21 protein-coding genes are annotated in these 18,115 nt (G+C 68.3%); 5 read left to right on the top strand and 16 right to left on the bottom strand.

Annotated features, from left to right (window positions below; all coding sequences use genetic code 11):
• The 6 genes from ABD693_RS10930 to ABD693_RS10905 all read right to left on the bottom strand — a co-directional run bounded on the left by ABD693_RS10930 (position 1) and on the right by ABD693_RS10905 (position 7,235).
• Complete coding sequence (locus ABD693_RS10930) at positions 1-2,211, bottom strand: GumC family protein (protein WP_344697097.1); 2,211 nt, start codon at positions 2,209-2,211, stop codon at positions 1-3.
• A gap of 39 nt (positions 2,212-2,250) precedes the next feature.
• Positions 2,251-2,946, bottom strand: a complete 696-nt coding sequence (locus ABD693_RS10925) for a polysaccharide biosynthesis/export family protein (RefSeq protein WP_344697096.1) — start codon at positions 2,944-2,946, stop codon at positions 2,251-2,253.
• Between the two features lie 73 nt (positions 2,947-3,019).
• Entirely contained in the window at positions 3,020-4,069 is a 1,050-nt protein-coding gene (locus ABD693_RS10920; protein ID WP_344697095.1) for an SDR family oxidoreductase, read from the bottom strand.
• Positions 4,062-4,841, bottom strand: coding sequence for a metallophosphoesterase (locus ABD693_RS10915; RefSeq protein ID WP_344697094.1), 780 nt, complete (start codon positions 4,839-4,841; stop codon positions 4,062-4,064). The genes ABD693_RS10920 and ABD693_RS10915 overlap by 8 nt, the downstream gene beginning before the upstream one ends.
• A gap of 11 nt (positions 4,842-4,852) precedes the next feature.
• A complete protein-coding gene (locus tag ABD693_RS10910) occupies positions 4,853-5,971 on the bottom strand; it encodes a glycosyltransferase family 4 protein (RefSeq protein WP_344697093.1) in 1,119 nt (372 codons plus the stop codon).
• Between the two features lie 43 nt (positions 5,972-6,014).
• On the bottom strand, positions 6,015-7,235 hold the full coding sequence (locus ABD693_RS10905) for a polyhydroxyalkanoate depolymerase (protein WP_344697092.1): 1,221 nt from the start codon (positions 7,233-7,235) through the stop codon (positions 6,015-6,017).
• Between the two features lie 131 nt (positions 7,236-7,366).
• On the opposite strand from ABD693_RS10905, the gene ABD693_RS10900 reads away from it, so the two are divergent.
• Genes ABD693_RS10900 through paaG form a run of 3 tightly spaced genes read left to right on the top strand, consistent with a single transcriptional unit; the run spans position 7,367 to position 10,199 of the window.
• A complete protein-coding gene (locus ABD693_RS10900) occupies positions 7,367-9,154 on the top strand; it encodes an ABC transporter transmembrane domain-containing protein (RefSeq protein WP_344697091.1) in 1,788 nt (595 codons plus the stop codon).
• Positions 9,151-9,420, top strand: a complete 270-nt coding sequence (locus ABD693_RS10895) for a PqqD family protein (protein ID WP_344697090.1) — start codon at positions 9,151-9,153, stop codon at positions 9,418-9,420. Before ABD693_RS10900 ends, ABD693_RS10895 begins: the two co-directional genes overlap by 4 nt.
• Positions 9,417-10,199 (top strand): 2-(1,2-epoxy-1,2-dihydrophenyl)acetyl-CoA isomerase PaaG, encoded by a 783-nt coding sequence (gene paaG, locus ABD693_RS10890; RefSeq protein WP_344697089.1) that lies wholly within the window; start codon positions 9,417-9,419, stop codon positions 10,197-10,199. The genes ABD693_RS10895 and paaG overlap by 4 nt, the downstream gene beginning before the upstream one ends.
• On the opposite strand, the gene ABD693_RS10885 is transcribed toward paaG, so the two are convergent.
• On the bottom strand, positions 10,196-10,702 hold the full coding sequence (locus ABD693_RS10885; RefSeq protein ID WP_344697088.1) for a CAP domain-containing protein: 507 nt from the start codon (positions 10,700-10,702) through the stop codon (positions 10,196-10,198). The two genes, paaG and ABD693_RS10885, sit on opposite strands and share 4 nt — an antisense overlap.
• 102 nt (positions 10,703-10,804) lie before the next feature.
• Here ABD693_RS10885 and paaZ point away from each other — a divergent pair, with 102 nt between their 5' ends.
• A complete protein-coding gene (gene paaZ, locus ABD693_RS10880) occupies positions 10,805-12,829 on the top strand; it encodes a phenylacetic acid degradation bifunctional protein PaaZ (protein WP_344697087.1) in 2,025 nt (674 codons plus the stop codon).
• Between the two features lie 14 nt (positions 12,830-12,843).
• Here the strand turns inward: paaZ and ABD693_RS10875 are convergent, their stop codons facing one another.
• From ABD693_RS10875 to ABD693_RS10845, 7 genes are all read right to left on the bottom strand, one after another.
• Complete coding sequence (locus ABD693_RS10875) at positions 12,844-13,221, bottom strand: cupredoxin domain-containing protein (RefSeq protein ID WP_344697086.1); 378 nt, start codon at positions 13,219-13,221, stop codon at positions 12,844-12,846.
• Between the two features lie 64 nt (positions 13,222-13,285).
• Positions 13,286-13,876: a manganese efflux pump MntP gene (locus ABD693_RS10870; RefSeq protein WP_344697085.1), complete on the bottom strand. Its 591-nt coding sequence runs from the start codon at positions 13,874-13,876 to the stop codon at positions 13,286-13,288.
• A gap of 324 nt (positions 13,877-14,200) precedes the next feature.
• Complete coding sequence (locus tag ABD693_RS10865; protein WP_425567297.1) at positions 14,201-14,773, bottom strand: F0F1 ATP synthase subunit B family protein; 573 nt, start codon at positions 14,771-14,773, stop codon at positions 14,201-14,203.
• A complete protein-coding gene (locus ABD693_RS10860; protein WP_344697083.1) occupies positions 14,742-15,236 on the bottom strand; it encodes a F0F1 ATP synthase subunit B family protein in 495 nt (164 codons plus the stop codon). Before ABD693_RS10860 ends, ABD693_RS10865 begins: the two co-directional genes overlap by 32 nt.
• A gap of 25 nt (positions 15,237-15,261) precedes the next feature.
• Positions 15,262-15,489: a F0F1 ATP synthase subunit C gene (locus ABD693_RS10855; protein ID WP_129383163.1), complete on the bottom strand. Its 228-nt coding sequence runs from the start codon at positions 15,487-15,489 to the stop codon at positions 15,262-15,264.
• A gap of 34 nt (positions 15,490-15,523) precedes the next feature.
• On the bottom strand, positions 15,524-16,315 hold the full coding sequence (locus ABD693_RS10850; RefSeq protein ID WP_344697082.1) for a F0F1 ATP synthase subunit A: 792 nt from the start codon (positions 16,313-16,315) through the stop codon (positions 15,524-15,526).
• The gene (locus ABD693_RS10845; RefSeq protein WP_344697081.1) at positions 16,316-16,642 is read right to left on the bottom strand and encodes an AtpZ/AtpI family protein; all 327 of its coding nucleotides are present in this window, start codon (positions 16,640-16,642) and stop codon (positions 16,316-16,318) included.
• A gap of 179 nt (positions 16,643-16,821) precedes the next feature.
• Between ABD693_RS10845 and ABD693_RS10840 the strand changes: the two genes are divergently transcribed.
• Positions 16,822-17,541, top strand: a complete 720-nt coding sequence (locus ABD693_RS10840; protein ID WP_344697080.1) for a polysaccharide deacetylase family protein — start codon at positions 16,822-16,824, stop codon at positions 17,539-17,541.
• On the opposite strand, the gene ABD693_RS10835 is transcribed toward ABD693_RS10840, so the two are convergent.
• Both ABD693_RS10835 and ABD693_RS10830 read right to left on the bottom strand, forming a co-directional pair.
• Entirely contained in the window at positions 17,523-17,891 is a 369-nt protein-coding gene (locus ABD693_RS10835; protein WP_344697079.1) for a YdbL family probable chaperone protein, read from the bottom strand. The two genes, ABD693_RS10840 and ABD693_RS10835, sit on opposite strands and share 19 nt — an antisense overlap.
• Entirely contained in the window at positions 17,891-18,112 is a 222-nt protein-coding gene (locus ABD693_RS10830) for a YnbE family lipoprotein (RefSeq protein WP_344697077.1), read from the bottom strand. The genes ABD693_RS10835 and ABD693_RS10830 overlap by 1 nt, the downstream gene beginning before the upstream one ends.
• Positions 18,113-18,115: the final 3 nt, after the last annotated feature.

Below are 18,115 nucleotides of genomic sequence, written 5' to 3'. Positions count from 1 at the left end.
TCAGCTCTCCTGGTGGTACGGGATCAGCGCGATGCGCTCGCGCTTGTCGTCGAGATCGCCGTAACGGTAATTGTAATAGCTGTAGTGGCCGCTGGTCTCGGTCGCCTTGGTGAGGAGACCGCCCAGCAGGTGCGCGCCCGACGCCTCGAGCCCGTTGAGCGCCTCGGAGGCCTGGCGGGTCCGGGTGCGGCCGCTTTCGACGACGAACAGCACATTATGCGTGGCATGCGCGATTAGCGATGCGTCGGCGAGACCCATGACCGGGGGCGAATCAACGATCACCATCTGGAAGTGCATCAGCGCTTCCTCGAGCAGCGCGCCGAGGCGACCGGTCGAGAGCAGGTCCGCCGGGTTGGGCGGAATGGTCCCGCACGGTAGCAGCGAGAGGTTCTCGAACTGCGTCGGACTGATGTGGCCGAGGATCGTCTCGTCGTTGGTGAGGAGCTTGGTCAGGCCGACGTCCTCCGAGGGACCGCGGAAGGCGGGCTTGCGAAGGTCGGCGTCGATCAGCAGCACCGCGAGCCCGCGCCGCGCGAAATTCTGCGCGAGCGACAGGGCCGAGGAGCTCTTGCCCTCCGATGGCGAGGTCGAGGTCACCATCAACGTGCGCGGCGCGCCATGCTCGGTGGTGAAGCGCAACGCGGCCGCGGTCGAGCTGTAGGCCTCGGAGATGGGCGACCCCGGATCCTTCAATTCCTCCACGAACTCGCTCTTGCCAACGCGCTTCGGAATCTGGCCGAGGCAGGCGATGCCGAGCTTGTTGCGCATGTCGTCGCGGGTGCGGATCGTGTCGCGCAGGAGGTCGAGCCCGACCGCGCCGGCGAGGCCGAGGATGAGCCCGATGCCGAGCCCGGCGAGGAGGTTGATCGGAAGGTTGGGCTTGAACGGCCCGCCCGGAACGACCGCGCGGTCGACCACCGACACCGGTGAGGTGCCGACGCCGCCGGCGACGCCGATCTCCTTGTAGCGCCCGAGGAGCGCATCATAGAGGCTGCGGTTGGTGTCGACCTCGCGCTGGAGGATGGCGTAGCGGACGCTTCGGCCGCGCAGGTTGAGGACCTCGCCCTTCAGCCCCGAGACGCGGCTCTGGAGCGCACGCTCGGCGGCGGCGGCGGCGCGATATTCCTGCGCCAGCGTATTGCTGCGACCGCTGGTCACCTGCGCGCTTTCGCGGCTGATCTGCTGGCCCAGGGCGTCGATCCGCGAGCGCAGGCTGACCATCTCGGGATGGTCGGGCTGAAGCTCGGTGCGCTTCTCGCTATATTCGGCCTCGAGCGCGGCGCGCGCCTGGCGGAGCCCTTGCGTCGAGGTGTTGACGTCGCTGGTCGGACCCGAGGCGGCGGCGGCGCGATAGGCGCCTTCCGCGGCGACCCGGCGGGCGGTCGCGGTGGCCAGCGCCTCGTTCAGGGCCTGGAGGCTTTCCCCCTGGAGCGAGTTGCCCGCTTCGGGCGAACCGCCCCCGTTCGAGCTCCCGCTCTGCAGCGTGATGATGCCCTCGGCCTGGGCGTAGGCGGCGAGCTGCTTCTCGCTTTGTTCGAGGTCGGCGCGGGTCTTGCTGATCTGCCGCTGGAGGAACTGGCGGGCATAGGCCGAGCTCTCGTAGCGACGCTGGAGGCCCGAATTGATGAAGCTGTCGGCGATGCCGTTGGCAATGACGGCGGCGAGATTCGGGTCCGGACTCGTCACGCTGTAGTTGACGAGCGTGCCTTCCTTGGGCGTCGCGACGTCGAGGCTTCCCGCGACCACGCCGGTGGCGCGCTGGAGCCGCTCGTCGAGCGTGCCGGTGGTGCCGGCGACCGCCGGATTGGCGGCGAGATTGAGGTCCTGCGCGGCGCGCTCGGCGACCGCGCGGCTCTTGAGCAGGCCGATCTGGGTCGCAACGAAGTCCCAGCTCTGCTGGCCGCTGTCCTGCATGTCCTTGTTCTCGCCGACGACCTCGAAGCGCGGCGGATTGATCTCGAGCGTCGCGCTGGCGCGGTAGAGCGGGGTCGTCAGCATCGTCGCGATGATCCCCCCGGCAATGCCGAGCACCATCGCCGCGAGGATCAGCCAGCGCCATTCCTTGACGATCCGGAGCACGGTCGAGACGTCGAGCTGGCTGGTCTGCGGCGCCATCCGGCCCTGCCCGCGCGGCTGGGCGGCCCCGGCGCGAAGGTCGCCGGGCGCGGCCGGAAGTCGGCCGTCAGCCGGAAAAGCGAGATCACGGTTCACGGTAAGTCAGGTCCTTGGAAGGGTCGCGCAGGCCATGGCCTAGAAGGGGCGGAAGATCGAGAAGACAGGCAGGCTGTTGAGGATCTGCTTCTGCAGCTGCTTGGTCCGCGAGCCGTCGACCACCACGATGTCGCCCGGGTAGATCGCCGGATCGGCCGCCTGGCCGCGGCGGATGGCGACGAGGTCGAAGGCGGCGGCCTGGCGCTTGCCGTCGATGGTGCGGAAGATGGCGACGCGGCGCGGGTTGGCGTCCTCGGCGGTCCCGCCCGACAGCGCCACTGCCTGGAGCAGGCTGAGCGAGCCGTTGACCGGGAAGGAGCCGCTGTTCTTGACCGAGCCGTCGATGGTGACGCTGCGCTTGGTCGAGGATTTGACGCCGACCGCGATGTCGGGCCGGACGAGATATTTGGCTCCGTAGGCCGCGGTCAGCCGCTGGTCGAGTTCGGCGGTGGTGAGGTCGGCGGCCTCGACGCTGCCGATCAGCGGCATGGCGATGCGGCCCGTCAGGTCGACCTCGTAGTCGCCCGACAAATCCTTCTGGCGGAAGACGTTGACGGACAGCGTGTCGAGCGGGGCGATTCTATAATTCTGCTCGAGGCTCAGCGGCTTGGGCTGGTCGGGCGGCGCGAGCGAGACGTCATAGGGGATCGGTCCGCCGCGACTGTCGGAACAGCCGGCGAGCAGCGCGACGAACAGGGATCCGGCGACGATGGCGATAGGTGCGGTACGATGCATAACTGACCCACTAACATGCTCGCCCCCCAATGCATGATAGGGGAAGCGCCAAAAAAGTAACAGCTTGTTGCGTTCAGACCCTGGCCCGGTGCGCAAGGTACCAGGGCATGGCCGCTTCGAGCCCCGCGGCGATGTCGTGCGTCGGCGCATAACCGAGCAGCCGCCGCGCCTTGTCGATGTCGGCCTCGCTGTGGCGCACGTCGCCGGCGCGGAATTCCCCGTAGGCGGGTTCGGCCTCGACCGGCGCACCGCTCGCGGCGAGATTGTCGAGGAGGAGCTGGAACAGGCGGTTGAGGCTGGTCCGGTCGCCGACCGCGACGTTGAAGACCTCGCCCTGCGCCTCGTCGGGGGCGAGCGCGGCGAGGAGGTTCGCCTGCACCGCGTTCATGACGAAGCAGAAGTCGCGGCTGGTCTCGCCGTCGCCGTTGATGGTCACTTCCTTGCCCGTGATCAGTGCGTCGAGCCACTTGGGAATGACGGCGGCATAGGCGCCATGCGGGTCCTGGCGCGGGCCGAAGACATTGAAATAGCGCAGCCCCGTCGCCTTGAAGCCATAGCTGCGGGCATAGACCGCGGCGTAGAGCTCGTTGACGAGCTTGGTCACCGCATAGGGTGAGAGCGGGTTGCCGATCCGCTCCTCGCGCTTGGGAAGCGCAGGCTCGTCGCCGTAGGTGCTCGACGAGGCGGCATAGACGAACCGCCCCACCCCCGCCTGCCGCGCGGCGTCGAGCATTCGGACGAAGCCGGTGACATTGACGTCATGGCTGGTCAGCGGGTCGGCGAGCGAGCGCGGGACCGAGCCCAGCGCGGCCTGGTGGAGGACGACGTCGACGCCGTCGCAGGCCGCCGCGCAGGTCGCCGAATCGCGGATGTCGCCGGTGATCATGTGGAAGCGCGCGGCGCGCTCCGGCCCGACCGCGGCGAGCAGTTCATCGAGGTTGCGCTGATGGCCGGTCGCGAAATTGTCGAGCCCGACGACCTGCTGGTCGAGGCGCAACAGCGCTTCGACGAGGTTCGACCCAATGAACCCCGCGGCGCCCGTCACCAGCCACTTGCGCGGGGCGGCGCGAAGACCCTCCACATGCGGGGCGAGGCCCGGCGCTTCGAACAATTTCTCAAACACGGCTGGACTCCCGCTCGCGCATTCCATCGATCGTGTCGATGAGCCAGCGCCCCTTACCCTCGATCGCGAACGCCGTCAGGCGGCCGGTGGAATATGCCCCCGTATCGATCCCGATGCGCGAGCCCACCACCTCGACCGCCTCGCTGATCGTGTGGCCGTGGACCACCGCAACGCCATGGTCGCGCGTGTCCGAGAGGAAGGGTTCGCGGATCCAGCGCAGGTCGTGCAGCTTTTGCTGGTCGAGATCGACCCCCGGTCGGATCCCGGCATGGACGAGAAGATAGTCGCCGAAGCGCAGGCTGTCGGCCATGGTCGCATAGAAGTGGCGATGCGCCTCGGGAATGGCGGCGAGGATGCGCTCCTGCTGCTCGGCCTGCCCGAGGACACGGAGCTGGTCGGGGTCGAGACCGTAGCTCTGCAGCGTTTCGGCGCCACCGTAGCGCAGCCAACCGGCGATCTCGCCTGCCTCGCCGTCGAGGATCCGGCGCAGCACTTCCTCGTGATTGCCGGTGATGGCGACGGTCGAAAAGCCCGGCAACTTTAGGGTCCGAATCCGCTCGACCACGCCCGCCGAGGCCGGGCCGCGGTCGATGAGGTCGCCGAGGAAGACGATCAGCCCGCGCTTGACGGACCGGTTCGCGTGGTCGGCTTCGATCCGCGCGAGCAGGTCGTCGAGCAGGTCGAGACGGCCGTGGACGTCGCCCACGACATAGGCACGCCAGCCATCCTGGCCGCGCCGCTTGGCCGGCTTGGAAGTGAAGAATCGTCGCATTTATCGGCCGCTTAGAGCGATTTCCCTGTCAACGCGATGACTGCCTCGCGATAGGCGTCGACCACGATCCGTTCGTCATATTCGCGCTCGGCGATGGCCCGCGACGCCCTGCCCCAGCGCTGGCGCTCGATCGGCGGCGCGGCGACGAAGCGCTCGATCGCCTCGGCCAGTGCAGCGGCCGAGCGGACTTCGAACAGCAGGCCGTTCTCGCCCTTGCGGACGATCTCGCGGCAGCCGGGCACGTCGGCGGCTAGGAGCGGCCGGCCCATGGCGGCGGCCTCGAGCAGCGCCTTGGGCATGCCCTCGCGATAGGAGGGCAGGATCACGGCATCGGCGGCGGCGATGAACGGGCGGACGTCGTCGGTTCGTCCGGCATGGGTGACGAGCCCCTCGGCGACCCAGCCATCGAGTTCTCCGGCGGTGATCGCCGTGCGGTTGATCGCGCCGAGTTCGCCGAGCAGCGTCACCTTGAGCCCCGGGTGGCGCGGGCGCAGCAGGCGCATCGCCTCGGCCAGCTCGCGCACCCCCTTGTCGCCGAGCAGGCGGCCGATGAACAGAAGCTCGGTCTCGCCCTCCTTGCGCTTCGGCATCGGGGTCGCCTTGAACGCGCTGCAATCGACCCCCGAGCCGGGGATCAGCCGGACCTGCTGGCGGTGGACCAGCCCCATGCGCTCGAACAGGGCGGCATCGTCGCGATTCTGGAAGAAGATGGCCGACACGCCGCGAAACGCCTCGCGATACATGGCGGCCTGGATCTTGAGCAGCATGCCGCCCTTGATGAAGGCCGTGCCGAGCCCCGAGACATTGGGAATGAACGGGATCTTCGCGGCGCGCGCGGCGAGCCCGGCGTAGATATTGGCCTTGGGCGTGAAGCTCAGCACCGCGTCGGGCTTCACCCGCCGAAAGAGCTGAATCAGCGCGAGCAGGCTCTTCAACTCACGCAGCGGCGCGGTGCCGTCGGCGACGAGCGGAATTTCGTAGGTGGTGAGCCCAGGAACCGCGCCGTCGCCATCGGGCACCACGGCCTCGATCGTCGCGCCGCGCGCGCGCAGGCCGCGCACCAGCCCGGCGCGCTGATGCGCGATGTTCCAGCGGCTGTTGGCGACGAGGAGGAGCTTGGGGGACGACACGGGCGAGCGGCGCCTAACCGAGCGGCTTGCCCGTGGCCAGCCCTCAGCCGTGATCGGCGATGAACCGCTCGACCACGGGCGCGATCTTCTCGCGCCACTTGCGGCCGTTGAAGATGCCGTAATGGCCGACACCCTTGGCGAGGTGATATTTCTTCATCTCGGGGCTGAGCGCGGTGGCGACCTTGAGCGCCGCCCTGGTCTGGCCGACGCCCGAAATGTCATCGCGCTCGCCCTCGATGGCGAGCAGCGCGGTCTTGGTGATCGTCGCCGGATCGACCCGGCGCCCGCGGTGCATCAGCTCGCCCTTGGGAAGCAGATGGCGCTGGAACACCACATCGACCGTCTGAAGGTAGAATTCCGCCGTCATGTCGGCGACCGAGCGATATTCGTCGTAGAAAGCGCGGGTCGCGTCGGCACTCTCCTCGTCGCCGACCACCAGATGCTTGAACATCTCCCAGTGGCTGACGAGGTGGCTGCCAAGGTTCATGGTCATGAAGCCGGCGAGCTGGAGGAAACCCGGATAGACCTTGCGCCCGCCGCCCGGATAAAGGTTGGGCACGGTGCAGACGACATTCTGCTGGAACCAGGCATGCGGCCGCTCGGTCGCCAGCGTATTGACCGCGGTCGGCGCCTCGCGCGTGTCGATCGGCCCGCCCATCATGGTCAGGCTCTTCGGTGTCGCGGGATGGTCGTCGGCGTTCATCAGCGCGACGGCGGCATAGGCCGGCACGCTCGGCTGGCAGACCGCGAGCATGTGCGCGCCCGGCCCGATCATTCCAGTCCAGCGGATCAGATAGTCGATATAGTCGTCGAGGTCGAAATGCCCGTCCTTGAGCGAGACGTATTTGGCGTCGCGCCAGTCGGTGATGAACACCTCGTGCCCCGGCAGCAGCCGCTCGACCGTGCCGCGCAGCAGGGTCGCGAAATGGCCCGACATGGGCGCGACGATCAGGAGCTTGGGCTGACCCTCCAGACCGCCCTCCTTCACGAAACGCTTGAGTTGCCCGAACGGCAGCCGGTCGACGATCTCCTCGCGCACCTTGTAGGTGCGGCCCTCGAGCACGGTCTCGCCGATCCCGAACGCCGGCTTGCCACGCGGGGCGGCGGCATGGGCGAAGACGTCGAGGCTCGCCGCCACGATCCCGCTCATCCCGTTGTAGCTCAGCGGATTGGCCGTGCTGGTCAGCCAGTCGGAGGAGAGGTTGGCCCACTGGCTTGCCCCCGCAAGCCAGCTGCGCTGCACCTCGTAAGCGTCGTAAAGCATGCGCGAATAACTTCCTTTTGCCGTCAACCGGCATGGGACGGAAAGGGTCCGCTGGCAAGTGACGGGAGCGTCACGAAACGGGGCACCCCTCCCCTTTGTTCTCGTGCCCGCGCCTGCTAGTCCGCGTCCCGATGGCATCGACACCCGCACCCGAAGACAAGCCGCAAGGCCGCAGCATCGGCAACCTCACGCTCGTCTACAAGGCGGCCGCCCGCTATCCGGGCCGGATCGCCGCGGCGCTGTTCTTCCTCGCCTGCAGTTCGGCGGCGACGCTGGCGATCCCGCGCGGTTTCAAGGAAATCATCGACCGTGGCTTCTCGCGCGGGGCGGTCGACGCCCCGGCGGTCAGCGAGGCGTTCCACTACCTGCTGATGATCGTCATCGTGCTCGCCTTCGCGACGGGCCTGCGCTTCTATTTCGTGTCGTGGATCGGCGAGCGCACCGTGGCCGACCTGCGCCGCCAGGTGCAGCGCAACCTCCTCACGTTGCCGCCGCGTTTCTTCGAGGAGAACCGCCCGAGCGAGATCGCCTCGCGCCTCACCGCCGACACCGCCGTCCTCGAGCAGGTGGTCGGAAGCTCGGTCTCGATGGCGCTCCGCAACTTCGTCACCGGCGTCGGCGGGATCATCTATCTCTTCGTGCTCAGCCCCAAGCTCGCCGGGCTCCTGCTGATCGCCATCCCCCTGCTGTTCGGCCCGATCATCCTGTTCGGCCGCAAGGTCCGCACCCTCTCGCGCGCCAGCCAGGACCGGATCGCCGACGTCGGCTCCAACGTCAGCGAAGTGCTCGGCGCGATGAAGATCGTGCAAGCCTTCGGACAGGAGCGCCGCGAGGAGCAGCGCTTCGCCGACACGGTCGAGCGGGCCTTCGCCACCGCCAAGACCCGGATGCGGCTGCGCGCGGTGATGACCGTGCTCCTGATCGGCATGTTCACCTCGGCCATCGTGCTGGTGATCTGGGAAGGCGCGATCGACGTCGCGGCGGGCCGCATGACCGGCGGCGACATCGCGGCCTTCGTCTTCACCGGTCTCCTCGTCGGCGGGGCCTTCGGCGCCCTGTCCGAGATCTACGGCGACCTTCTGCGCGCCTCGGGCGCCGCAGGCCGCCTTTCAGAACTGATCGCCGCCCGGGCCGAGATTCGCGCGCCCGACGCGCCGGTCGCCCTTCCGCAGCCGCCCCGCGGTGCGATCGCCTTCGAGGGAGTCGAATTTCGCTATCCGACCCGTCCCGACCAGAAAGCGCTTCACGATCTCAGCCTCGCGGTCGCGCCGGGCGAGACCGTGGCGGTGGTCGGCCCGTCGGGCGCGGGCAAGTCGACGCTTTTCCAGCTCGCGCTGCGCTTTTACGATCCGCAGGCCGGGCGCGTGACCTTCGACGGGATCGACGTCCGCGACCTCGATCCGGGCGACCTGCGCAACCGCATCGCGCTGGTCCCGCAGGAGACGGTTATCTTCGCCGCCAGCGCACGCGACAACCTCCGCTACGGCCGCTGGGACGCGAGCGAGGCCGAGATCGAGGCGGCCGCCAGGGCTGCCAACGCGCACGACTTCATCGTCTCGCTCCCCGAAGGCTATGACACGTTCCTCGGCGAAAGCGGCGCGCGCCTGTCCGGCGGCCAGCGGCAGCGCATCGCCATCGCCCGCGCCCTGCTGCGCGACGCGCCATTGCTCCTGCTCGACGAAGCCACCAGCGCGCTCGACGCCGAGAGCGAGGCCTCGGTCCAGCAGGCGCTCGAACGCCTCATGGAAAGCCGGACCACCGTCGTCATCGCCCACCGTCTCGCGACCGTCCGCGCCGCCGACCGGATCATCGTCATGGAGGACGGCCGGATCGTCGAGGAAGGCAATCACGCGACGCTCACCGCGCGCGGCGGCCTCTACGCGCGTCTCGCCCGCCTCCAGTTCGACGTCGCCGCATGACCCTCTTCCAGCGCTCCCCGCAGGCCATGTCGGCCGAGGTCGGCGCGGACGTCGTCGCCCTTCATGCCGAGCGCGGCTTCGCCTTCGGGATGGAGGGGGTGACTGCCTCGGTCTGGCAATTGCTCGACCGCCCGCGTTCCCTCGCCGAGATCGTCGCCGGCCTCCGCCTAGAATATGACGTCGAGGAAGATCAGTGCCGCGACGAGGTCGGTGCGCTGCTCGCCGATCTGCGGGATGAGGGACTGATCGACGAGGTGACCGAATGAGCGAGCCCACCATCCTTCTCGCCGAAGAGGGCGGGATCGCGCGAATCACGCTCAACCGCCCGGACCGGTTGAACAGCTTCACCGCCGCGATGCACGGCGAGCTTCGCGCCGCGCTCGACCGCGTCGCCGACAGCGCGCGCGTGATCGTCCTGACCGGCGCCGGACGCGGATTCTGTGCGGGTCAGGACCTCAACGACCGCGCGGTGACCCCGGGCCAGGCGGTCGACCTCGGCGAGACGGTCGAGGCGAGCTGGAATCCGGTCATCCGCCGCCTGGCGAGCCTGCCGCAGCCGGTCATCGCCCGCGTCAACGGCGTCGCGGCAGGCGCCGGCGCCAACATCGCGCTCGCCTGCGACCTTGTCGTCGCGGGCCGCTCCGCCAAGTTCATCCAGAGCTTCGCCAATCTCGGGCTGATCCCCGACAGCGGCGGAAGCTGGCACCTGCCCCGCCTCGTCGGCCAGGCGCGTGCGCTTGGCCTCGCCATTACCGCCGAGCCGCTGCCGGCGGAGAAAGCCGCCGATTGGGGGCTCATCTGGAAATGCGTCGAAGACGAGGCGCTCGACACCGAGGTCGACGCGCTGGCGACCAAGCTCGCTTCATTGCCTCCGCTCGGGCTGGCGGCGATCAAGCAGATCATCCGCACCAGCGGCGAGCGCACGCTCGACCAGGAACTCGACCTTCAGCGCGATGAAATGCGCCGTCTCGGCTTCACCGAAGACTATCGCGAAGGTGTTGCTGCCTTCCTCGAGAAGCGCCCCGCGACCTACAAGGGCCGCTAGGGGACCGGCTTCCCGTCCTTGTTGCCGGGCGGCGAATAGCGGCAGATGAGATAGGTCCAGCCGCCGCCGTCATAGGTCGCGCAGCCGACGTGCGTCGTGCCCTTCCAGATCATCTGCGTGTAATGCGCGACGTCTTCCCAATTGGCGGTCCGGGTCACCGCCGGGAACAGGCCGGGGACGAACAGTTTCTTTTCCTCGACCCACATGCCCGTCATGCTCTCGGGTGTGCCGCGCCAGGTGAGGTCCATGGCGAGATTCTCGCGCTGGCCGGGACGCTCCTCTCGCGGGGAGTGGACCAGGCGACCGAGCGCGGCGAGGCGCGGTCCATAGGTCGCCGCGCTGCGCGCAAGGCTGTCGTCCCAGGCGAGCGGCGGTGCCCCGACCTCGGCCCGCGCGGCATTGTGCACCGCGAGCACCCGCTCGGCGAAGCGATCGACCTGTCGCGGCGGCAAGGTCGGCGTGACCGCGCTGGTCGCGGCGGCAAGGGCGAGCCCGAGGAACATGGCCGCGATGATGCGCCCTGCTCCTTACGACGGTCTTGCGAGCGATGGTTAACGCCACCGCCCCCGCTTCCCGCCGGCCAAGGCCTGTCCTAGAGCAGCCCCATGAAAACCACGCAGCTCCTCAACTACGCCCGCGGTGAGTGGACGCCCGGCGATGCCGCCAGCCTCGTCGAACTGCCGAGCGCGATCGACGGAAGCCCCGTCGCGACCACCGGCTCGGGCGGGCTCGACTTCGGCGCCATGGCCCGCTTCGCCCGCGACACCGGCGGTCCGGCCCTGCGCGCCATGACCTTCCACGAGCGCGCGCGGATGCTGAAGGCGCTCGGCCTCGCCATCATGGCGCGCAAGGAAGAGCTGTACGAACTCAACTATCTCACCGGCGCGACCCGCAAGGACGGCTGGATCGACATCGAGGGCGGTGCGGGCACCCTCCTCTCCTTCTCGTCCAAGGGCCGCCGCGAACTCCCCGACGCGCGCGTCCTCCTTGACGGACCGCTTGAGCCGCTCTCGAAGTCCGGCCTGTTCGTCGGCCAGCACATCTACACCCCGCTGCAGGGCGTCGCGGTCCACATCAACGCCTTCAACTTCCCCATCTGGGGCATGCTCGAGAAACTCGCCCCGACCCTGCTCGCCGGCGTGCCCGCAATCGTGAAACCCGCCAGCGCCACCGCCTGGCTGTGCGAGGCCGCCTTCCGGGTGATGATCGAGGCGAACATCCTGCCGCCCGGCGCGGTGCAACTGATCGTCGGCGGCATCGGCGACCTGTTCGACCACCTCGGCGGGCAGGATGTGGTGAGCTTCACCGGCTCGGCCGCGACCGCGCTGAAGCTCCGCTCGCACCCCAATATCGCGCGCGAAAGCGTCAAGTTCATCGCCGAGCAGGACAGCCTGAACGCCTCGCTCCTCGGCCCCGATGCCGCGCCCGGCACGCCAGAGTTCGACCTGTTCGTCGCCGAGGTCGTCAACGAGATGACCGTCAAGGCCGGGCAGAAGTGCACCGCCATCCGCCGTGCGATGGTTCCCGCGCCCTTCCTCGACGCCGTCGAACGGGCGATCGCGGACAAGCTCGCCGCTCTCACCGTCGGCGATCCCCGCGACAAGGGCACCGGCATGGGCGCGCTCGTCAGCCAGGCGCAGCGCACCAGCGTCCGCGAGGCCGTGGCCGCGATCACGGCGGGCGGCGCGCGCGTCGCGGCGGGCGATCCCGACGGCCGGACCGGCCCCGACGGCGGTGCCTTCATGGCCCCCGTGCTGCTCCGCGCCGACGATCCCTGGGCCTGCGCCGCCGCGCATGACGTCGAGCCGTTCGGCCCCATCGCTACCCTCATGCCCTATGCCGATCTCGCCGACGCGGTGAAGCTCGCCAACCGCGGCATGGGCAGCCTCGCCCTCTCGCTCTTCACCCATAAGGGCGAGGCGGCGCGCGACTTCATCGCGGGCGCGGGTGCCTATCACGGGCGGATGCTCGTCATCGACCGGACCAGCGGCAAGGATTCGACCGGCCACGGCTCCCCCCTTCCCGTCCTCGTCCACGGCGGCCCGGGCCGCGCCGGTGGCGGCGAAGAGATGGGCGGCGTCCGCGGCGTCGCCCATTACATGCAGCGCACCGCACTCCAGGGCTCGCCCGCAATGATCGCGGCGGTGACCGAGCAATATATCCCGGGCGCGCCCAAGCGCTTCGTCGAGGGCCATCCCTTCCGCAAGCGGATGAGCGAGCTCACCATCGGCGACACCCTCTGCACCGCCAGCCGCACGGTGACGATCGAGGACATCGAACATTTCGCCCACTTCACCGGCGACACCTTCTACGCCCACATGGACGAGGAAGCCGCCAAGGCCTCGCCGATCTTCGAGGGCCGGGTCGCCCACGGCTATCTCATCCTGAGCTTTGCCGCGGGGCTGTTCGTCGACCCCGCCCCCGGTCCCGTCCTCGCCAATACCGGCCTCGAGAATTTGCGCTTCCTCACCCCGCTCTATCCGGGCGATTCGATGCGGGTCGAGCTCACCGTCCGCTCGAAGAGCCTCAAGAGCGAGGACACGGGCGTCGTCCGCTGGGCGGTCGAGATCTTCAACCAGAAGGACGAACTGGTCGCGACCTACGACCTGCTGACTGAGAACGTTCCTTAAGCGGACCGCGGCGGTCAGCTGACCGTGATCACGCCCTTCATGCCAAAGGCTCCGTGCAGCGTGTGCGAGCATCGCAGCGGATAGCGGCCCGCGGTCGGCGTGAGCGCGATGCTCACCGTCGAATGGCCGGGAATCTCGACTTTCCCTTCGTGGACCAACGGCGCCGAAGAGGGATCAAGACGCGCCGCCGCGAAGAATGCGGGGGCCGCAAAGCTGTGTCCGCCGCCGCCGCTGTTCGTCAGCCGGAGCACGGTCGGAACACCCGCATGGAGTGCGATCTCCGACGGCGCGAAATTAAAGTTGCTGAGCGTGACGACCGTCTCGGCTGCGGGTGCCGCTGTGACGGCGACCGGCAAGAGAACGAGGCTCGCAAGCAAGAGGATATGGCGCATCGCACTCTCCCGAACTGCGACGTCGAAGCTGCGCCGACCCGGCTGAACGGCGGCTGACAGCGGGCTAGATCACGCCCGTATGCTCCAGCAGGATGATCGTCCCGATGGTCATCAGCACGAGACCACCGAACATCTCCACCCACCCGCCAAAGCGTCGTCCAAGCACGCCTCCGAGCAGCAGGCCGGCGGTGGTGAGCAGGAAAGTCGTCGCTCCGATCGCAAGCGCCACGAGGAGGATGTTGACCTCGAGGAAGGCAAGCGTGACGCCGACGGCGGCAGCATCGATGCTCGTTCCGATCGCGGTGAGGACGAGGGTTCGCGTACCTTGTCGACCGGGTGTCGCGACAGCCTCGTCATCGACCGCCGCTTCCCTTCGGCCGAGGCTCTTCAGGGCGCCTTCCCAGAGCATCTTGCCGCCGACGCCGCCGAGCAGGCCGAAGGCGATCCAGTGGTCGATCCCCGTGATGAACCCTGCCGCGACCGTACCGAGCACCCAACCGATCAACGGCGTGATGGCTTCGATCGCGCCAAATACCGCACCCGAGCGAATGGCCTGCTCGAACGTCGGCTTGCGCACGGCGCCCTGGCCGATGGCGGCGGCGCAGGCATCCGCGGACATGCTGAAGGAAAGTCCGGCAATGGCGAGAGGGGTCATTTCACTGAACTCCACCGAGCAAGGCACAGCCGGTCCTCGCCGCGCCTCGGTGAGCGACTGGACGGGCTGGTCTCGCAAGGCGGCATGGCCGCTCCTCCGCGCCACGCGCGAAAATGCGCGAGTGTGTTGACGCGGGGCCGGCCATTGGCGGCCGTTAGCTACTCCCCAACGCCGCCTCCCCTAGCGTCCGCCAGATGCACAGACAATGACCGACCGGCTCGATCGCCGAGGCGTTCACCGCGGAACGTTCGTGGCCAGGGCGAAACCCACGAAAAAGGCCGCCGGATCGCTCCAGCGGCCTGTTTCATGTCCCGAGAAAAGCGCTTAGCGGATGCCGGCGATCGCCTGGTCGATGAGCGCCTTGTCGGCACCGGCGTCATGCCTGTCCGCGATGATCCGGGCAGCGGCCTTGGCGGCAGCGTCGGCGGCGGTGGCGCGGAGGGCTTCGAGGGCGCTCCGCTCTTCGGCCGCGATCTTGTCCTCGGCCATGCGGGTGCGGCGCTCGACCAGCGCGGCGGCGTCGGTCTCGGCCTTGGCGCGGATCGCTTCGGCCTCGTGCGCGGCGCGGTCGAGCATGGCCTTCGCCTCACTCTCGGACGCCGCGATCTTGGCTTCATAGTCGGCCTTGATCTGCTCGGCCTCGGCGCGCAGCGCTGCGGCCTCGTCGAGCTGCGACTTGATCGCGGCGATCTTGCCGTCGAGCGCGCGGCCGATGGCGCCGGGCACCTTCTTCCACAGCATCAGCGCGACGACGATCGCCATCGCGAGACCGACCAGCATGGTCGCATCGAACCCGAGCGCGCTCGGGTCGACGTGATGTTCGGCGCCGGCCTCGACCTCGGTGTGGGTGGTTTCCTGGATGTTGTCAGCCACGGACGAGCTCCTGCTGGACGGCAGCGCGGGCAGTGCCCTCGTCGACATTGAGGCCAGCAACACGGCCGACCATCGCGATCGCCGCGTCGGCCGCGACGCTCTCGATTTCGGCCTGCGCCGAGGAACGAGCCTCGCCGATTCGGCGCATGGCTTCCTCGACCCTGGCCTGGGCCGCGGTGTCGGCGGCCTTGACCCGGACCTCGGTCGCTTGCGCGGCCGCAGCCTTGGCATCGACCGCGACCTTGGCGGCCTCGGCCCGGCTCTTCTCGAGCGCGGCCTTGTGATCCGCCTCCAGCTTGTCCGCGGTCTCGCGGGCGCTGGCGGCAGTTGCGAGGTCGGCCGCGATCCGCGCGTCGCGCGCATCGACCGTGCCCTGGATCTTCGGCACCATGCCGAGGCCCACGACGAGGAAGATGAACCCGAAGGTGATCGTCAGCCAGAACAGCTGCGATGCGAAGATCTCCGAGATTTGCGCGATTTGCGGCACTGGCCGACCTCAGTCTTTCAGGTGGTTAGGCGACGAACAGCAGGATCATCGCCACGACGAACGCCAGCAGGCCGAGAAGCTCGGCGGCGGCGAAGCCGATGAACAGGCGGCCCTGCTGGCTGTCGGCGGCAGCCGGGTTGCGAAGCGCGCTCTCGAGGAACGAGCCGAAGACGTTACCCACGCCGAGGGCGGCCATGCCGACGCCAATGGCGGCGAGACCGGCACCGAGCAGCTTTGCGGCTTCTGCGTCCATGTTCTTTACTCCCGTTTGTATCTTGTTGGTGAGGTTAGTGAAGGTTGATCGCGTCGTTGAGATAGAGGCTCGTCAACAGGGCGAAGACATAGGCCTGGATCGCGGCGACCAGCAGCTCGAGCGCGCTGATCCCGATCATCAGGACGAGGCTCGGCAGGCTGACCACCGGGGCGACCCACAGGGCCTCCGCGTTGAGGCCGTTGATCACGAAGCCGGCCAGCACCTTCAGGAGGATGTGGCCCGCGGTCATCGCCACGAACAGTCGCAGCGCGAGGCTGAACGGACGGACCATGAAGGAAACGAACTCGACCGGGATCAGGATCGGCATCATCCACCACGGCGCGCCGTGCGGCACGAACAGGCTGAAGAAGTGGAAGCCGTGCTTGGCAAAGCCGACGATCAGCACGATCGCGAACGAGACGATCGCCAGCACCGCCGTGACGGTCAGGTGGCTGGTGACGGTGAAGGGGTGAACGCCCGGGATCAGCCCGAGCGGCGCCATGCCGAGGAGGTTGGCGACGAGGATGAACATGAAGATCGAGAAGACGTAGGGCACGAACTTGCGGCCCTGCGGACCGATGTTCGTTTCCATCATGCTCGTGATGAAGTTGGTGACGCCCTCGACCGCGACCTGCCAGCGGCCCGGAACGAGCTCGCGGCGCATGCCGCCCAGCATGAAGAGCCAGATGACGGCGAGCGTGAACAGCATCCACAGGGAACTGTTGGTGAAGGCGATCGAATGGCCCGCGATTTGCCAGTCATGGCCGAACAGGGGTTCGACCTGGAACTGGTGCATCGGATCGATCTTGCCCGATTCGGCGGCCACTTAGCGGTCCTTCTTCGCGTTTGCGTTCGACATCTTGATGATGCTCCAGAAGCCACTGGCGGTGCCGAGCACCATCAGCGCAATGAAGAACATCGGCCACGTGCCCAGCAGGCGGTCGAGCGCCCAGCCGATCAGCGTGCCACCGAGCAGTCCGCCGATCAGGGTGGCGAGAACCCGGTTCCCGAGCTGCTCATTGGCATCCGCGGGCGGCTTCTGTCCTAACCTGATCGCCTCCTTCCGCTGCGCTTCCGCCACCCTCTTCTCGAGACTGTCGAACCGCGCGTCGGACGAAGGCTTTCCGTCCTGCCCCGGGCTGTCTTCGACCATGACCAACTCTCCATGTGCGTGGCCGGGCGGCGTGGACGTCGCTCGATCATCGCGTAAGGCAAGGGACATGGCGGCCGACTGCCCGCCAAGGCGCGGCCCCTTTAGCAGGGCGGGGCGCGAGGTCAACCGGGCGAGGCCGCATCTGTCGCGTTCAGGTGGCTTGGGTTACATTCCTGTCCATGATCATCGCTGCCCTACTCCTCGCCGCCGCGCCGCCTGCGGGCGCCGTCGCCATCACCTCCGACCGTGACGGCCTGTCCTTCGCTTATGGCTGGCCGCGCGAGGCCGAAGCGGTCCCCGCCCTTTCGCGCCGCTTCCGCGCCGACGCCGCTGCGCAGAAAAAGCGGATGATGGACCTGGTCGCGGGCGAAAAGGCGTTCCGTGCCGAGCAGAAGCTCGATTTCAACGGCCTCGATTTCTCGCGGCAGTATGAACTCTACGGCCAGAGCCGGCAGCTATTGTCGCTGGTCAACGCGACCGCCGCTTATACCGGCGGAGCGCATCCTAACAGCGGCACCAAGGCCCTGCTGTGGGAACGCCGCCTCGGCCGCGACATCACTTATGCGAACTTGCTGTCACCGAGGCAGAGCTGGGACGGCGCGATCCGCCAGCCGTTCTGCGTGCTGCTCGACCGCGAGCGCGCCAAGCGGCGGCAGGAACCGGTGAAACGCGCCGATTGGCCGGCGCAATGCCCGCAGCTCAAGGAACTGACCGTGGCGCTCGCCGACAAGGACAAGGACGGGCGCTTCGACCATGTCGACGTGCTCGCCGACCCTTACGTCGCCGGCCCCTATGCCGAGGGCGGTTATGAGATCAGCCTTCCGATCACCGCGACCATGATCGGTCGCCTGAAGCCGGGCTATCGCGCCGACTTCAAGGCTCAGCCGCCGGTGCAATAATCGGGCACGGGCGCCGGCTGGCCCGCCGCGCGGCGCCGCCACTGTCCGTCGCTCAGCAGATAGCTTTCGCCGACTGCCACGCGCGCAAGGAGCGTACAGCCCGCCGTGATGCCGACTTCCTGCGGGCTGACGCCGCGGCGCTGGGCAAGGTCCGAGTAAAGCGAGCGGCGGCGGATGTTGATCGCTTCGGTCTGGGCCCGCGCCTGCGGGCTCGGCTGCACCAGCGAATAGCCGAGATAACCGTCGAAGCGCTCGCCCACCTGCCCTGCACCCCGCGCACCGAAATAGGCGGTCTGCGCCGCGGCTGCCCCTGCCACCACAAGCGCCGCCGCGCCGATCCAGCGAAGCATCACTGGCCCGACGGCTTGGCCGGGGTCGCCGGCTGCTGCGGAAACGCCTGCGGATTGCTGTTGATCAGCGTGTCGACGTCGCGCTGCATCCGGACCAGCACCTCCTGGCGGATGACGACGTTGAGGTTGATCTCGATCGGCTTCTCCGGCGTCTTCAGATTGACGCAGCCGGCGAGCCCGGCGGCCAGCGGCGCGGCGATCAAGAGGGAGCGCTTGGGCATGGG

The organism is Sphingomonas rosea (genome assembly GCF_039538065.1).
In the GTDB taxonomy this organism is placed as follows: domain Bacteria; phylum Pseudomonadota; class Alphaproteobacteria; order Sphingomonadales; family Sphingomonadaceae; genus Sphingomicrobium; species Sphingomicrobium rosea.
This window is presented reverse-complemented; position numbering and strand designations above follow the sequence as displayed.

Bases quoted from the DNA above. Each gene is read 5' to 3' on its own strand.
- ABD693_RS10925 (WP_344697096.1), bottom strand. From the start codon at position 2,946: ATGCATCGTACCGCACCTATCGCCATCGTCGCCGGATCCCTGTTCGTC.
- ABD693_RS10915 (WP_344697094.1), bottom strand. From the start codon at position 4,841: ATGCGACGATTCTTCACTTCCAAGCCGGCCAAGCGGCGCGGCCAGGAT.
- ABD693_RS10905 (WP_344697092.1), bottom strand. From the start codon at position 7,235: ATGCTTTACGACGCTTACGAGGTGCAGCGCAGCTGGCTTGCGGGGGCA.
- ABD693_RS10900 (WP_344697091.1), top strand. From the start codon at position 7,367: ATGGCATCGACACCCGCACCCGAAGACAAGCCGCAAGGCCGCAGCATC.
- ABD693_RS10895 (WP_344697090.1), top strand. From the start codon at position 9,151: ATGACCCTCTTCCAGCGCTCCCCGCAGGCCATGTCGGCCGAGGTCGGC.
- paaG (WP_344697089.1), top strand. From the start codon at position 9,417: ATGAGCGAGCCCACCATCCTTCTCGCCGAAGAGGGCGGGATCGCGCGA.
- ABD693_RS10885 (WP_344697088.1), bottom strand. From the start codon at position 10,702: ATGTTCCTCGGGCTCGCCCTTGCCGCCGCGACCAGCGCGGTCACGCCG.
- paaZ (WP_344697087.1), top strand. From the start codon at position 10,805: ATGAAAACCACGCAGCTCCTCAACTACGCCCGCGGTGAGTGGACGCCC.
- ABD693_RS10875 (WP_344697086.1), bottom strand. From the start codon at position 13,221: ATGCGCCATATCCTCTTGCTTGCGAGCCTCGTTCTCTTGCCGGTCGCC.
- ABD693_RS10870 (WP_344697085.1), bottom strand. From the start codon at position 13,876: ATGACCCCTCTCGCCATTGCCGGACTTTCCTTCAGCATGTCCGCGGAT.
- ABD693_RS10855 (WP_129383163.1), bottom strand. From the start codon at position 15,489: ATGGACGCAGAAGCCGCAAAGCTGCTCGGTGCCGGTCTCGCCGCCATT.
- ABD693_RS10845 (WP_344697081.1), bottom strand. From the start codon at position 16,642: ATGGTCGAAGACAGCCCGGGGCAGGACGGAAAGCCTTCGTCCGACGCG.
- ABD693_RS10840 (WP_344697080.1), top strand. From the start codon at position 16,822: ATGATCATCGCTGCCCTACTCCTCGCCGCCGCGCCGCCTGCGGGCGCC.
- ABD693_RS10835 (WP_344697079.1), bottom strand. From the start codon at position 17,891: ATGCTTCGCTGGATCGGCGCGGCGGCGCTTGTGGTGGCAGGGGCAGCC.
- ABD693_RS10830 (WP_344697077.1), bottom strand. From the start codon at position 18,112: ATGCCCAAGCGCTCCCTCTTGATCGCCGCGCCGCTGGCCGCCGGGCTC.